We start from the raw sequence: 13,137 nt of genomic DNA on the forward strand, positions 1-13,137 counted from the left end.
TGCCTCATGTCTGGAACGAACAGCACGACTTCGGTGATCGTCGCCGGGGCCCGTACGCCCATGGGGCGTCTGCTGGGCTCACTGAAGTCCTTCTCCGGCGCCGACCTCGGCGGCTTCGCGATCAAGGCCGCTCTCGACCGCGCCGGTATCGGCGGCGACCAGGTGCAGTACGTGATCATGGGCCAGGTGCTGACGGCCGGTGCGGGCCAGATCCCCGCCCGCCAGGCCGCGGTCAAGGGCGGCATCCCGATGTCCGTCCCGGCGCTCACCGTCAACAAGGTCTGCCTCTCCGGCCTCGACTCGATCGCGCTCGCCGACCAGCTCATCCGCGCCGGCGAGTTCGAGATCGTGGTGGCCGGTGGCCAGGAGTCCATGACCAACGCCCCGCACCTGCTCCCGAACTCCCGCGCGGGCCACAAGTACGGCGCGATCGAGATGATCGACTCGATGGCGTACGACGGCCTGACCGACTCCTTCGACGGCGTCGCGATGGGTGAGTCCACCGAGAAGCACAACACCCGCCTGGGCCTCGGCCGCGCCGAGCAGGACGAGATCGGCGCGCTCAGCCACCAGCGCGCCGCCGCCGCCCAGAAGAACGGCCTGTTCGAGGCCGAGATCACCCCGATCGAGATCCCGCAGCGCAAGGGCGAGCCGGTCGTCTTCGCGCAGGACGAGGGCATCCGCGCCGAGACGACCGCCGAGTCGCTCGGCAAGCTGCGCCCGGCCTTCGCCAAGGACGGCACGATCACGGCCGGTACGGCCTCGCAGATCTCCGACGGCGCGGCGGCGGTCGTGGTGATGAGCAAGGCCAAGGCCATCGAGCTGGGCCTGGACTGGATCGCCGAGATCGGTGCCCACGGCAATGTGGCGGGCCCGGACAGCTCGCTGCAGTCCCAGCCGTCCAACGCGATCAAGCACGCGGTCAGCAAGGAGGGCATCGCCGTCGATGACCTCGACCTGATCGAGATCAACGAGGCCTTCGCCGCGGTCGCCGTGCAGTCAATGAAGGACCTCGGCGTTACGCCGGAAAAGGTGAACGTCAACGGCGGCGCGATTGCCCTGGGCCACCCGATCGGCATGTCCGGCGCGCGTCTGGTGCTGCATCTCGCGCTGGAGCTGAAGCGGCGCGGCGGTGGCACGGGCGCGGCCGCGCTGTGCGGTGGCGGCGGTCAGGGTGACGCGCTGATCGTGCGGGTGCCGCGCGCGTGATCCGCGTACGCAGGAGTGCGTGATCCGCGTACGTGGAGGCGCGTGATCCCCGTACGCACTTGATCCGCTGAGCCGCGTACGCGAATGATCGGCGTACGCGGCTCGACAGACCCGCCCGGAGAACGGAGTTGTGATGGTGGACGTCCCCCAGCTGGTGGCCCAGGCCCGGGAGGGCAGGCCGAGGGCCGTGGCCCGGCTGATCTCGCTCGTGGAGGGGGCGTCCCCACAGCTGCGTGAGGTGATGGCCGCGCTGGCGCCGCTGGCCGGCGGCGCGTACGTCGTCGGCCTCACCGGCTCGCCCGGTGTCGGTAAGTCGACCTCGACCTCGGCACTGGTCAGCGCCTACCGCAGGGCGGGCAAGCGGGTCGGCGTCCTGGCCGTCGACCCGTCCTCGCCGTTCTCCGGCGGCGCGCTGCTCGGTGACCGGGTCCGGATGTCGGAGCACGCGTCCGACCCCGGCGTCTACATCCGCTCCATGGCCACCCGCGGCCACCTCGGCGGCCTGGCCTGGGCGGCGCCGCAGGCCATCCGGGTGCTGGACGCGGCGGGCTGCGACGTGGTCCTGGTCGAGACGGTGGGTGTCGGACAGTCCGAGGTCGAGATCGCCTCGCAGGCGGACACCTCGGTGGTGCTGCTCGCGCCCGGCATGGGCGACGGCATTCAGGCGGCGAAGGCCGGAATCCTGGAGATCGGCGACGTCTACGTGGTCAACAAGGCGGACCGGGACGGCGCCGACGCCACCGCCCGCGAGCTCAACCACATGCTGGGGCTCGGCGAGTCCCGGGGCCCTGGCGCCTGGCGGCCGCCCATCGTGAAGACGGTCGCGGCCCGGGGTGAGGGCATCGACGAGGTGGTCGAGGCGCTGGAGAAGCACCGTGCCTGGATGGAGGAGCGGGGCGCGCTCGCGGAGCGGCGGCTGGCCCGGGCGTCCCATGAGGTGGAGACCATCGCGGTCACGGCCCTGCGGGAGCGGATCGGCGATCTGCACGGCGATCGGCGCCTGAGCGCCCTGGCGGAGCGCATCACCGCCGGTGAGCTGGACCCGTACGCGGCGGCCGACCAGCTGGTGGCGGGCCTCACCGAGCGCTGACAGCCCAAGCGCTGACAGTCCGGGTGCGGGAGGCCGCTAGCCGAGGGGCAGGCCCTAGGCCCTAGCTCCGGCCGCGCTGCTCGCGGAGGTGCTCGGCGACGGGTTGCAGGGTCGCCCGCAGCTCCTGCAGGCGCTCGGGGTCGATCATGTCGATAAAGTGCCTGCGTACGGACGACACATGGTGCGGCGCGACCTTCTGCATGGTGGCCAGGCCATGGTCGGTGAGCACGGCGAACAGCCCGCGCCGGTCCGACTCGCAGTTCGCCCGGCGGACCAGGCCCGCGTTCTCCATACGGGTGATCTGGTGCGAGAGCCGGCTCTTGGACTGCAGGGTCGAGGTGGCCAGATCGCTCATCCGCATGCGCAGCTCCTCCGCCTCAGAGAGGTTGACCAGGATCTCGTAGTCGTTGTTGGTCAGCCCGAAGGGCTGGAGGTCCTTCTCAAGCTGGTGCATCAGCAGCCTGCTGACGTCCAGATGGGTACGCCAGGCGCACTGCTCGGCGTCGGTCAGCCAGGGGGTGGCCGTCTCGGTCTCCATAAATCGATTCTACCTAAGAAGTTGAAATGTAAATGAATGAGGGGTCGTCTCGACGCGGCACTCGGACGCGGTACGCCAGGGGCGCACGCGTTCGATGTCACACTCCGCAGACTACCGCTCACCGCACGGAGTGATGCAGGGGGTAGCCGACCTGGCCGGATACCCCCCGCCACCTGCCACCCGGCCTACCGCGCCTGCCCCGGCACCCCGTCCTGGCGCGGCACCGCCCCCGTCGCCCGCTCGTCCAGCAGCGCCTCGCTCGACTGCAGCAGTACCGTTCCCGCGCCGACGAACTCGAACTGGTGCTCCTCGCCCGATGTACCCCCGAGCCCCGTCAGACCCCGTACGCCGCCCAGGAATCCGCGCAGATACCCGTGGTCGTAGTGGTGGCACGGCGAGGGGCAGTCCGCCCAGCCCACCAGCGCCTGCGGGTCGACCCGGATCGGCGGCTCCATGAACACCACCTCGCCGTTGGACGCGGCGACGAACTTCCCCGTACCGATCAGCGTCACAAAGCCGGGCACAATCGACTGCTTCAGCCGGAGACTTGGCTGAAACGCGAGCAAGTTCCCCGATCGGATGGTGAGGTTGCCTTCGTCCAGATCAAAGGAGTTGACGTCGAAGGCGCGGTCGGCGAGCAGCATCTTGCCCTTGCCCTGGGCGACCACCCAGTCGCTCGCGTGCAGCGGCGAGTGGAAGCTCGAACGCACCAGGTTGTCGAGCGGGCCATGCCCGATGCCGTTGAACTCGATCGCCCCGTAGAAGGCGATCATCTTGCCCTTCTGCAGGAACCACTGGCTGCCGTCGAGGTCCACACAGAAGGTGTACGCGTTGACGTTGTCATCGACCGGCAGCGTCGTCGGGTCGTAGATCACGGGACCGTGGGTCACTGAGTCGCTCACAACTTCTCTTCGGATGCCTGGACAAACACCGTGCCACTGCCGGAAAGCTCCAACTGGAAGGCCTCGCCCGAGCCGCGGCCCACCATGTCGCGCCAGCCGATCGCGGTGGAGAGTTTGTTGCGTACGTCGCCGTGGTGCGCGACGTACGCCTGGGGGTCGACGTGCACCGGGCGCTGCGGAGTGATCGGGACCTCGATGACCCCGCCGTGCGCCATCACGGCCACCGCGCCATGCCCTTCGAGCGTGGTCGTGAACAGCCCCTGGCCGCTGACCTGGCCGCGTACGATGCCCATCACGCCGCCCTGGGAGCCCATGAACATGGTGCCCTGCCGCAACGACCCGTCGAAGGCCAGCAGCCGGTCCGCCTCCACGTACAAGGTGTCCCCGGCCAGGTTGATCACCTGGATGTGGTGACCGCCGTGCCCGAACAGCACCGTGCCGCTGCCCTCGACCGTCATCAGCGGCGTCGCCTCGCCCGCCACCCGGCGCCCGATCATCGACCCCAGGCCGCCCTGCCCGCCCTGGATGCTGGGCGTGAACGAGACCTCGCCGCGATACGCGAGCATCGCGCCACGCTGGCTGAAGAGCCGCTGCCCGGGAGTGATCGTGGCCTCGACCATCTTGGAGTTGAGCTCGCGGAACGCCATCAGAGGTTCCCTCCGATCGTGTTGCGCTCGCTGGGCTGTACGTAGACCAGACCGTCGCCCTCGAAGCGGATCTGGAACGCCTCTCCCGAGCCTTCCCCGATGAACGTGCGGAAGTTCACACCGGACTGGAAGGACTGGTTCAGCTGCCCCTGGTGCGCGATATACGCCCCTGGGTCGACGATCAGCGGGAACTGGGGCGCGACCCGCAGCACGACGGCCGGACCCTCCGACATGAGCGCGGCCTGCCCGGTGCCCTCCACGACGGTCGTGAACAGGCCGTTGCCCTGCGAGGCGCCGCGTAGCCCGGTGAACGTGGTGCCGGTGCGCAGCGCGGCGTCCGTGCAGAGCAGATTGCTCGCCTCGACGTGCAGCTTGTCGCCGTGCAGTCGTACGAGGTTGATGTCGCTGGCCCGGTCCGCGAAGTAGCAGACCCCCTGTCCCCTCACCTCCATCACGGCCATCTGCTCGCCGGTCAGACGGCGGGTCACCGCGCCGCGCAGGCCCTCACCGCCGCCGGTCATCTTCTTGAAGGTCATCTGCCCGTCGTAGGCGACCATCGAGCCGTTCTTCGCCTTGACGGCGTCCCCGGTCAGGTCGACGGCGAGCACCCTGCTGCCTTGGAGTCGGAACGTTGCCACGAGGGTGACCGTATCCGTCAGGGGTGGCCCGCCGACAGATCCCCACGGCTGATACGTACTCTGAGGAGACTCCGTTTCCTCCCACCGAAGGTGCCCCCGTCGTGGACATCAAGACCGCATCCGCCCTCCGCCGCCTCCGTCTGGTCTCCGCGCCGGAGGCCATCTCCTTCCTGCTGCTGCTCGTCTGCTCGGTGCTCAAGCGCACCACGGACTTCAACGCGGTGCCGGTCATGGGCGCGATCCACGGAGTGCTCTTCATCCTGTACGTGATCTTCTGGCTGGACGCCTGGAACCGCACGAGGTGGGACGTCAAGCGCGCCGCCCTGTACTTCGTCCTCTCGGTGCTTCCGGCCGGCGGCTTCTTCGCCGAGCGCAAGCTCAAGCAGGAGGCCGAGGACGCGGTCGGCGCGGTCATCGCCGCACGGGCCCGCAAGGAGGGCGAGAAGGAAGGGGCCGTCGGCGCATGATCGTCGCCTTCTCGGTCACTCCGCTCGGCGTCGGCGAGGATGTGGGGGAACTCGTCGCCGATGCCGTCCGCGTGGTGCGTGAGTCCGGGCTGCCGAACCACACCGACGCGATGTTCACCTCGATCGAGGGTGAGTGGGACGAGGTGATGGCGGTCGTCAAGCGTGCCGTCGCGGCGGTGGAGGCGCGGGCGCCCCGGGTCTCCGTGGTCCTGAAGGCGGACATCCGCCCCGGCGTGACGGACGGCCTCAGCTCCAAGGTGGCCACCGTGGAGCGTCACCTGTCCGCCTAGCGCTCGCGCTCACGCTCGCCCGCTGGAACACCCCGAACCCCCGGCCGATATCGGTCGGGGGTTTCTCGCAGCCGAGAGTTGAGCGACTGCTCAAAACTCTGTACCTTCATTTTGAGCAGTCGCTCAAACATGCCTGACGTGGGGGGTTCCGTGAGTCTGTACATCGAGGCACGCATCCGCACCGACATCGACGCGCTCTGGTCCCACAGCCAGGACCCGGCCCAGCATCAGCGCTGGGACCTGCGCTTCACCGAGATCGACTACCTGCCGATGGCCCCGGGGGAGCCGCAGCACTTCCGGTACAGCACCCGGGTGCTGCCCGGCCTCACCGTCGCGGGCACCGGGATCTCCGCCGGTGAGCGGCACCGGCCGGACGGCACTCGTACCTCCGCCCTGCGGTTCAGCTCACCGCACCCGCTGTCCCTCATCGAAGAGGGCAGTGGCTACTGGCGGTACGTCCCAGACGGTGACGGCGGCGGCGTCCGCTTCATCACCGGGTACGACTACCGGCCGCGCTGGGGCCGCTTCGGGAGCCTGGCCGACCGGCTCGTCTTCCGGCCGCTGATGGGCTGGGCCACCGCCTGGTCCTTCGACCGGCTGCGGATCTGGCTGGAGCGTGGGGTCAGCCCCGAGCACTCGCTGCTGTCCGCACTCGCCGAGGTGCTGCTGCGGCTGGCGTGTGTGGGGGGCGTGGCGCTGCTCTCGCCAGCGGCCGGGGTGCTCATCGCCGTACTCGCCGCGCTGCTGCGACCGCTGCCGACCACCCCCGCCGCCCGCCGCTGTCTGCGGAAACCGCCGCTGCGCGCGCGTGCCCCGAAGATCCTCCACACCCTCGCCCCCCAGGAGTCGCGATGAGCCAGGCCGCCTCGATCTTCCGCACCGCCATGGGCGCCGAGTTCGACCGGCTCCACCCCGCGCTCCAGCGCCGGTTCTCGGTCGGGCTCGCGAGCGGCGAGGCCTGCACCGGGCGCGGCGTGATGGACCGCGTCTGGCACGGGGGCAGCTTCGTCAAGCCGTTCCTCGCCGTGGGCGGCGTCCGCAACATCCTGGTGCCCCGTGCGGGCCGCGATGTGCCGTTCGTCATCGAGAACGTGCCGTACAGCGACACTTACGGCCGTGAGACGGTGAGCTTCGTGCGTACCTTCCAACTCCCCGGCGGCCCCCGCCGCTTCGACGCCCAGATGGTCCTCGCCACTCAGGGCGACCGCGTCCTCGACTACCTCGGCACCCACCAACACCTCGCGTCCGAGCTGCACTTCTCCACGGACGGCCGGGGCGGTCTGGTCATCCGCTCCTCAGAACACCGCTTCCGGGAGGGGCCCGTCGACGTCCGGGTTCCCGAGCTGATCGGCGCCGACGCCGAGGTCCGCGAGTCCTTCGACGACCGCAGCGGCCGCTTCCGTATCCGGGTCCGCGTCACCAACCGCCGCTTCGGGCCGCTCTTCGGGTACGAGGGATCCTTCACGGCGTCGTACGCGGACGTCCGGCGGTGCGGCGTACGCCCGGGGCTGCGCCCGGTGCGCGAGGAGGCCCGCGCGTGAGCCCGGCGAGCAAGGCCGCCGCCGAAACCGCGAAGAGCCAGGAGACCAAGGAGAAGCTGCTCGCCGGAGCGCTGCGCACCCTCACCGAGCAGGGCATCGCCAAGACCTCGGCGCGTACCGTCGCCGCCGCCGCGGGCGTCAACCAGGCGCTGGTCTTCTACCACTTCGGTTCGGTCGACGAGCTGCTCGCCGCGGCCTGCCGGTACGGCACGGAGCAGCGCGTCGCGCTCTACCGCGAGCGGCTCGACGAGGTCACCAGCCTCGCCGAGCTGCTGGCCTTCGGGCGGGAGATGCACGCGCGGGAGCGCGAACTCGGCCACGTCGCCGTACTGGGCCAGCTTCTCGCGGGTGCTCAGACCCAGCCGCGCCTGGCCCCCGCCACCGCTGCCGGTCTCGACCTGTGGATGGCCGAGATCGAGAAGGTGCTGGCCCGGGTGCTGGCCACCACGCCGCTCGGCGAGTTCGCCGACCCGGTGGGCCTCGCCCGCGCCGTCGCCGCCTCCTTCGTCGGAATCGAGCTGTACGAAGGTGTCGACCCCGGCGGCGCGCAGCGCGCCCTGGATGCCCTGGAGCAGCTGACCGTGCTGGTCGCGGCGCTGGAGGAGCTCGGCCCCGTCGCCCAGCGCGCGGTACGGCACCGGTTGCGCCGTACGACCCGCCGCTGAGCGCACCCAGCGAGCGCGTCAGCGGCGCGGACTCAGACCGCACCCGCGACGCGCCCCAGCTCCGAGATCGCCAAACCCGGCGAAACGAAAACCGCTCGCACGGCCGTCTCCCGTTCGACACGCCGACAAATCTCCCCTTGTGTGGGGATATCGGCACGTTCGATCGGTTGGAGGGCGCTGTGCGGCCGGAGGGCTACGACTACGACACCCACAGCAGGCTGGCCGGACCGCTCACCGAGCCGGAACCCGGCCCGTACCAGGTGCGGTACCGAAAGCTCCTGTCTCGAGAGCCACACCGAATACGCGCCATCCTGATGATGTGCATGGCGCCGCTGCTCACCGCGCTGCTGCTCGGTTATCTCGTCTGGCCGTCCAACTGGACCAGGCGCGAGGGAGCTGACCGGTGGCTGGTCGGTCTCGACATGACCATGCTCATCGCGATCGGTCTGATCGAGCTGTTCATGCTCATCAACGTGGTCTCGATCGCCCACGCCACCATGGTCGCCAGAGACCCGATACCGGTCAGGCCGCGCCCCGGCACCCGCGTCGCGTTCCTCACCACGTACGTACCGGGAAAGGAGCCGATATCCATGGTCCGGGCCACCCTGGAGGGCGCCGTCGCCCTGCGCCACGACGGCCCGCTCGACGTCTGGCTCCTGGACGAGGGCGACGACAGCGCCGCCAAGGCGCTCTGCGCGGAGCTCGGCGTACGCCACTTCACCCGGCGCGGGGTCCCCGAGTGGAACCGTAAGAAGGGCGCCCACAAGGCGAAGACCAAGCACGGAAACTACAACGCCTGGCTCGCCCTGCACGGCGACGGATACGAGTTCTTCGCGTCCGTCGACACCGACCACGTACCGCTCCCCAACTTTCTGGAGCGGATGCTCGGCTACTTCCGTGACCCGGACATCGCCTTCGTCGTCGGACCGCAGGTGTACGGCAACTACACCAGCGCCGTCACCAAGGCGGCCGAGTCCCAGCAGTTCCTCTTCCACGCGCTGATCCAGCGCGCGGGCAACCGCTATCGCGCCCCCATGTTCGTCGGCACCAACAACGCCGTACGGATATCCGCGCTGAAGCAGGTCGGCGGCCTCCATGACTCGATCACCGAGGACATGGCCACCGGCTTCGAACTGCACCGCCGAAGGAATCCGGACACCGGCCGCCACTGGCGCTCGGTCTACACCCCGGACGTGCTCGCCGTCGGCGAGGGCCCGGAGTCCTGGACGGACTTCTTCACCCAGCAGATGCGCTGGTCACGGGGGACGTACGAGACCCTCATCAAGCAGTACTGGCGCGGAATCTTCCGGATGCCACCGGGCCGCCTCTTCAACTACTCACTGATGCTGGTCTTCTACCCGATGGCCGCCCTCACCTGGGTACTCGGCATCCTCAGCTGTTCGCTCTTCCTGTGGTTCGGGGCCTCCGGAACCCAGGTCGCCGCGTCGATCTGGCTGATGCTCTACAGCGACGCCGCGGCCCTGCAGATCGGCCTGTACCTGTGGAACCGCCGCCACAACGTCTCCCCGCACGAACCCGAGGGATCCGGCGGCCTCGCGGGCATGGTGATGTCCGCGCTCTCCGCACCCATCTACGCCAAGTCGCTGGGCGAGGCCGCGCTCCGGCTGCCCAGCAGGTTCGTGGTCACCCCCAAGGGCGGCGACGCCAGCCCGGACCGGCTGCTGACCTTCCGTATCCACCTCGGCTGGGCGGTCGTGGTGGCCAGCGCGCTGACGGCGTCGTTCGTTCTGGACCACAGTCATGTGGCGATGCGGACCTGGGCCTTCCTGGCCCTGGCCCTCTCGCTCGCGCCCGTCACCGTCTGGGGCTGCGGCCAGCTACGCGGACGCGGGAGGTCCGCGGCCCGGCAGCCTCGGCGCGTCCCGGTCGCGGAAGGCGAGCCGGAGCCCGCGTTCGCCACATCCAGCACGGTGGCGAGCACCGTCACCGGAACGGTCTCCAGCACCGTCTCCGGAACGGTGTCCAGCACCGTTTCCGGACCCGTCTCCAGCACGGTCTCCGGAACCGTCTCCAGCACGACGACAGGAGGTAACTGAGCTATGGCGTACCGGCCAAGCAAGCGGCTGAAGAAGACCGTACTCGGCGTCGGAGCGGCCACCTTGCTCGCGGCGCTGAACGCCCCGGCCGCTGTCTCGTTCGCCGAGGAGAAGTACCACGACTACAAGATCGCCCAGCCTGGCTACAAGGCGAGGTACGGCTCCTGGAAGACCATGGACCTCCCCGAGGGCTACCAGCTGAACGCCATCCACGCCGCCCTGCTGCACACCGGCAAGGTGCTCCTGGTGGCGGGCTCGGGCAACAACCAGGCGCAGTTCGACGCGGGCACCTTCTCGACCACCCTGTGGGACCCGAAGGACAACTCCTTCAAGACGATCGAGACGCCCGAGGATTTCTTCTGCGCGGGCCACTCCCAACTGCCGGACGGGCGTCTGCTGGTGGCCGGCGGCACGGCCCGCTACGAGGTCCTGGGCGACGACGTCACACGGGCTGGCGGCGCGATGCGGGTGAAGAACGAGAGCCCGGACGCCCCGGTCACGCTGAAGAAGGGCACCAGGTTCCGGTCGCCCACCGGCGTGGAGTACGTCACCCGGGCGGATGTGACCGTCCCCAAGGCCAAGCGCGAATTCGAGATCAGCTACTCCAAGTCGGGGGCGATGAAGCCCTGGAAGACCAAGGTGACCGCCTCCGAGGTCCAGGTTTTCGTGGAAGCCGTCAAGGAGGGCCCCGGCGGGCTGACCACGCAGGCCGCGCAGTACGAGGTGGTCGGCCTCAAGGGCAAGGACGCGGACAACGTCTATGGCATCGCCCAGAAACTCACCACCGAGGACCAGGACTTCCAGGGAATCAAGGCGGCCTACGAGTTCGACCCCAAGGCCGAGAAGTACATTCCCGTCGACCCGATGAAGAAGGCCCGCTGGTACCCCACCCTGGTCACCCTGGACAACGGCAAGGTGCTGGCTGTCTCCGGGCTCGACGAGGTCGGCGTGGTGGACCCGGGCGACAACGAGATCTACGACCCCAAGACCAAGAAGTGGTCCAAGGGCCCGACCCGCTACTTCCCGACCTACCCCGCGCTCTTCCTGACCAAGGGCGGCAAGCTCTTCTACCCGGCCGCCAACGCCGGTTACGGACCAGCAGACAAGGGCCGTACTCCCGGGATCTGGGATCTGAAGAAGAACACCTTCGAGAAGGTCCCCGGCCTCACCGACATCAACCAGACCGAGACGGCGGCCTCCCTGCTGCTGCCTCCCGCGCAGGACCAGAAGGTGATGATCCTCGGCGGCGGTGGCGTCGGTGAGTCGACGAAGTCGACCGCCCGTACGGCACTGATCGACCTGAAGGACGACAACCCCGCCTTTGAGGACGGCCCCCGCCTCCCACAGGGCACCCGCTACCTGAACAGCGTGATCCTGCCGGACGACTCGGTGTTCACCACCGGCGGCTCCAAGGACTACCGGGGCCGGGGTGCCAGCGACGTCCTCAAGGCGCAGTTCTACGACCCCCAGACCAACGCCTTCACCCCCGCCGCCGACCCCACCGTCGGCCGCAACTACCACGCCGAGGCGCTGCTGCTGCCCGACGGGCGGGTGGCGACCTTCGGCTCCGACCCGCTCTTCGCCGACAAGCAGAACACCAAGCTGGGGACCTTCGAGCAGCGCGTGGAGGTTTACACGCCGCCGTACCTGCACAAGAACCAGGACGACCGGCCAGTCCTCAGCGACGGCCCCCAGGAGCTGGACCAGAAGGGGCGCGCGACCTTCAAGACCAAGGACCCGCAGCGGATCGAGCGGGCGCGGCTGATGCGGCCCAGCGCCGTCACCCACGTCACGGATGTCGAACAGCGCTCGATCGCCCTGGAACTGTCCAAGGGCGAGGACTCCGTGACCGTGACCGTGCCGGACGACAAGGCGCTGGTGCCGCCCGGCTGGTACATGGTGTTCGCCATCGACAGCGAGGGGACACCGTCCGAGGCCCAGTGGATCCACGTCAAGTGAGCGTGTGCGGCAGGTGTGCCGGTGCTCTCCCTCGGTGCTCCGACGGTCCTATGCCTTGCTGTTGCGGGCCAGGCCGAGCGCGTAGTCGGGCCACCACTTGCCCGCCTTGGGTCCGCCGCGGCACTCGCCGTCCGACTCGCCTGGGCGCTTGATCCACAGGTAGGCGTCGATCAGTGGGTCCCCGGTGTCGGTGGTCGGCCGCTTGCCGAGCGCGCGGCCTGGCGGGTTGCACCAGGCGTCCGTCCGGGCGCCGGGCAGCGGGCCGTTGCCGTTGCGGCTGCTGTCGACGACGAAGGGCATGCCGTCGAGCACCCGCGACAGCTGATGCCCGTACGTTCGTACGGCGCTGTCGGTCTGGAAGTTGGAGACATTCAGCGCGAAGCCGTCGGCGGCCGCGATCCCCGAGTTCCGTAGCGGCCCGGCCAGTTTCTCCGGGCTCTTGATCCAGTCGGGGTTGCCCGCGTCGAGGTACACCTTGACGTTCGGCTGCTGCTTGAGCCGGTCGATCGCCTCCGCGAGCAACTGGAAGCGCTCCTGGTGGAACACCGCGGGGGTGCAGCCGTCCACGGTGTGCGGGATCGCGTCCGGCTCCAGGATCACGATCGCCTTGGCGTCCCCGATGTTGTCCGCGAAGGCGCTGAGCCATTGCCGGTAGAAGTCCACGCTGTGGGCGCCGCCCGCCGAGTACTGCCCGCAGTCGCGGTGCGGGATGTTGTACGCCACCAGGACGGCGGTGCGCCCGTCCCGCGCGGCGCCGTCCCTGGCCGTCCGCACCATCGGCCCCGGATCGTCGCCCGCGGGCCACACCGCGACCGGTTGGGACGCGATGCGCTCGATCAGCTCGGCGTCCTGGGCGCGGCCCTGCGCACGCCACTGGTCGGCCTGCCGGGCGGCGGGACTGTCCGGGTCCACCCAGAAGGGGCTGTCGTCGGCCGTGGACGTGCCGGCCGACGGGGTGGCGTTGGACGGCCCGCGTACCAGCGCCGCCTCCCGTGGCTCAGGCTCAGGCTCCGACGAGCAGCCGAGCATGAGCACCAGCGCGCCTACGGCGGCGGCCGTCCTGATGGCACGGGTGAGGTGTGCGGTGCGGGTGGGAAAGGCGGACATCCAGCCCCCTGGGACGACGGCGCGCGG

At 69.6% G+C, this 13,137-nt stretch carries 14 protein-coding genes; 9 read left to right on the forward strand and 5 right to left on the reverse strand.

What is annotated here, in order from left to right; genetic code table 11:
• The first annotated feature begins 6 nt into the window (after window positions 1-6).
• Both GCN81_RS20995 and meaB read left to right on the forward strand, forming a co-directional pair.
• Window positions 7-1,209 (forward strand): acetyl-CoA C-acetyltransferase, encoded by a 1,203-nt coding sequence (locus tag GCN81_RS20995; protein ID WP_156726150.1) that lies wholly within the window; start codon window positions 7-9, stop codon window positions 1,207-1,209.
• A 133-nt stretch (window positions 1,210-1,342) separates the two neighbouring features.
• Window positions 1,343-2,299, forward strand: a complete 957-nt coding sequence (gene meaB, locus GCN81_RS21000; protein WP_156726151.1) for a methylmalonyl Co-A mutase-associated GTPase MeaB — start codon at window positions 1,343-1,345, stop codon at window positions 2,297-2,299.
• A gap of 61 nt (window positions 2,300-2,360) precedes the next feature.
• On the opposite strand, the gene GCN81_RS21005 is transcribed toward meaB, so the two are convergent.
• From GCN81_RS21005 to GCN81_RS21020, 4 genes are all read right to left on the reverse strand, one after another.
• Window positions 2,361-2,837, reverse strand: coding sequence for a MarR family winged helix-turn-helix transcriptional regulator (locus GCN81_RS21005; protein WP_156726152.1), 477 nt, complete (start codon window positions 2,835-2,837; stop codon window positions 2,361-2,363).
• Window positions 2,838-3,022: 185 nt separating this feature from the next.
• The gene (locus tag GCN81_RS21010) at window positions 3,023-3,739 is read right to left on the reverse strand and encodes an AIM24 family protein (protein ID WP_231626870.1); all 717 of its coding nucleotides are present in this window, start codon (window positions 3,737-3,739) and stop codon (window positions 3,023-3,025) included.
• Window positions 3,736-4,386: an AIM24 family protein gene (locus tag GCN81_RS21015; RefSeq protein WP_156726153.1), complete on the reverse strand. Its 651-nt coding sequence runs from the start codon at window positions 4,384-4,386 to the stop codon at window positions 3,736-3,738. Before GCN81_RS21015 ends, GCN81_RS21010 begins: the two co-directional genes overlap by 4 nt.
• Window positions 4,386-5,024 carry an AIM24 family protein gene (locus GCN81_RS21020; RefSeq protein ID WP_156726154.1) on the reverse strand — a complete coding sequence of 213 codons (639 nt, stop codon included), beginning with the start codon at window positions 5,022-5,024 and terminating at the stop codon, window positions 4,386-4,388. Before GCN81_RS21020 ends, GCN81_RS21015 begins: the two co-directional genes overlap by 1 nt.
• 101 nt (window positions 5,025-5,125) lie before the next feature.
• Here GCN81_RS21020 and GCN81_RS21025 point away from each other — a divergent pair, with 101 nt between their 5' ends.
• The 7 genes from GCN81_RS21025 to glxA all read left to right on the forward strand — a co-directional run bounded on the left by GCN81_RS21025 (window position 5,126) and on the right by glxA (window position 12,003).
• Window positions 5,126-5,491 (forward strand): DUF3817 domain-containing protein, encoded by a 366-nt coding sequence (locus tag GCN81_RS21025; RefSeq protein ID WP_156726155.1) that lies wholly within the window; start codon window positions 5,126-5,128, stop codon window positions 5,489-5,491.
• A complete protein-coding gene (locus tag GCN81_RS21030; protein WP_156726156.1) occupies window positions 5,488-5,781 on the forward strand; it encodes an MTH1187 family thiamine-binding protein in 294 nt (97 codons plus the stop codon). The genes GCN81_RS21025 and GCN81_RS21030 overlap by 4 nt, the downstream gene beginning before the upstream one ends.
• 150 nt (window positions 5,782-5,931) lie before the next feature.
• Window positions 5,932-6,636 carry a hypothetical protein gene (locus GCN81_RS21035; RefSeq protein ID WP_156726157.1) on the forward strand — a complete coding sequence of 235 codons (705 nt, stop codon included), beginning with the start codon at window positions 5,932-5,934 and terminating at the stop codon, window positions 6,634-6,636.
• A complete protein-coding gene (locus GCN81_RS21040) occupies window positions 6,633-7,322 on the forward strand; it encodes a DUF4166 domain-containing protein (RefSeq protein ID WP_156726158.1) in 690 nt (229 codons plus the stop codon). Before GCN81_RS21035 ends, GCN81_RS21040 begins: the two co-directional genes overlap by 4 nt.
• The gene (locus tag GCN81_RS21045; RefSeq protein ID WP_156726159.1) at window positions 7,319-7,987 is read left to right on the forward strand and encodes a TetR/AcrR family transcriptional regulator; all 669 of its coding nucleotides are present in this window, start codon (window positions 7,319-7,321) and stop codon (window positions 7,985-7,987) included. Before GCN81_RS21040 ends, GCN81_RS21045 begins: the two co-directional genes overlap by 4 nt.
• A 179-nt stretch (window positions 7,988-8,166) precedes the next feature.
• Window positions 8,167-10,044, forward strand: a complete 1,878-nt coding sequence (locus tag GCN81_RS21050) for a glycosyltransferase family 2 protein (protein WP_156726313.1) — start codon at window positions 8,167-8,169, stop codon at window positions 10,042-10,044.
• A 3-nt stretch (window positions 10,045-10,047) separates the two neighbouring features.
• On the forward strand, window positions 10,048-12,003 hold the full coding sequence (gene glxA / locus GCN81_RS21055) for a radical copper oxidase GlxA (protein ID WP_156726160.1): 1,956 nt from the start codon (window positions 10,048-10,050) through the stop codon (window positions 12,001-12,003).
• Between the two features lie 48 nt (window positions 12,004-12,051).
• On the opposite strand, the gene GCN81_RS21060 is transcribed toward glxA, so the two are convergent.
• Complete coding sequence (locus tag GCN81_RS21060; protein ID WP_231626871.1) at window positions 12,052-13,110, reverse strand: glycoside hydrolase family 6 protein; 1,059 nt, start codon at window positions 13,108-13,110, stop codon at window positions 12,052-12,054.
• Window positions 13,111-13,137: the final 27 nt, after the last annotated feature.

The sequence above is a fragment of the Streptomyces apocyni genome (genome assembly GCF_009739465.1).
Lineage (GTDB): Bacteria > Actinomycetota > Actinomycetes > Streptomycetales > Streptomycetaceae > Streptomyces > Streptomyces apocyni.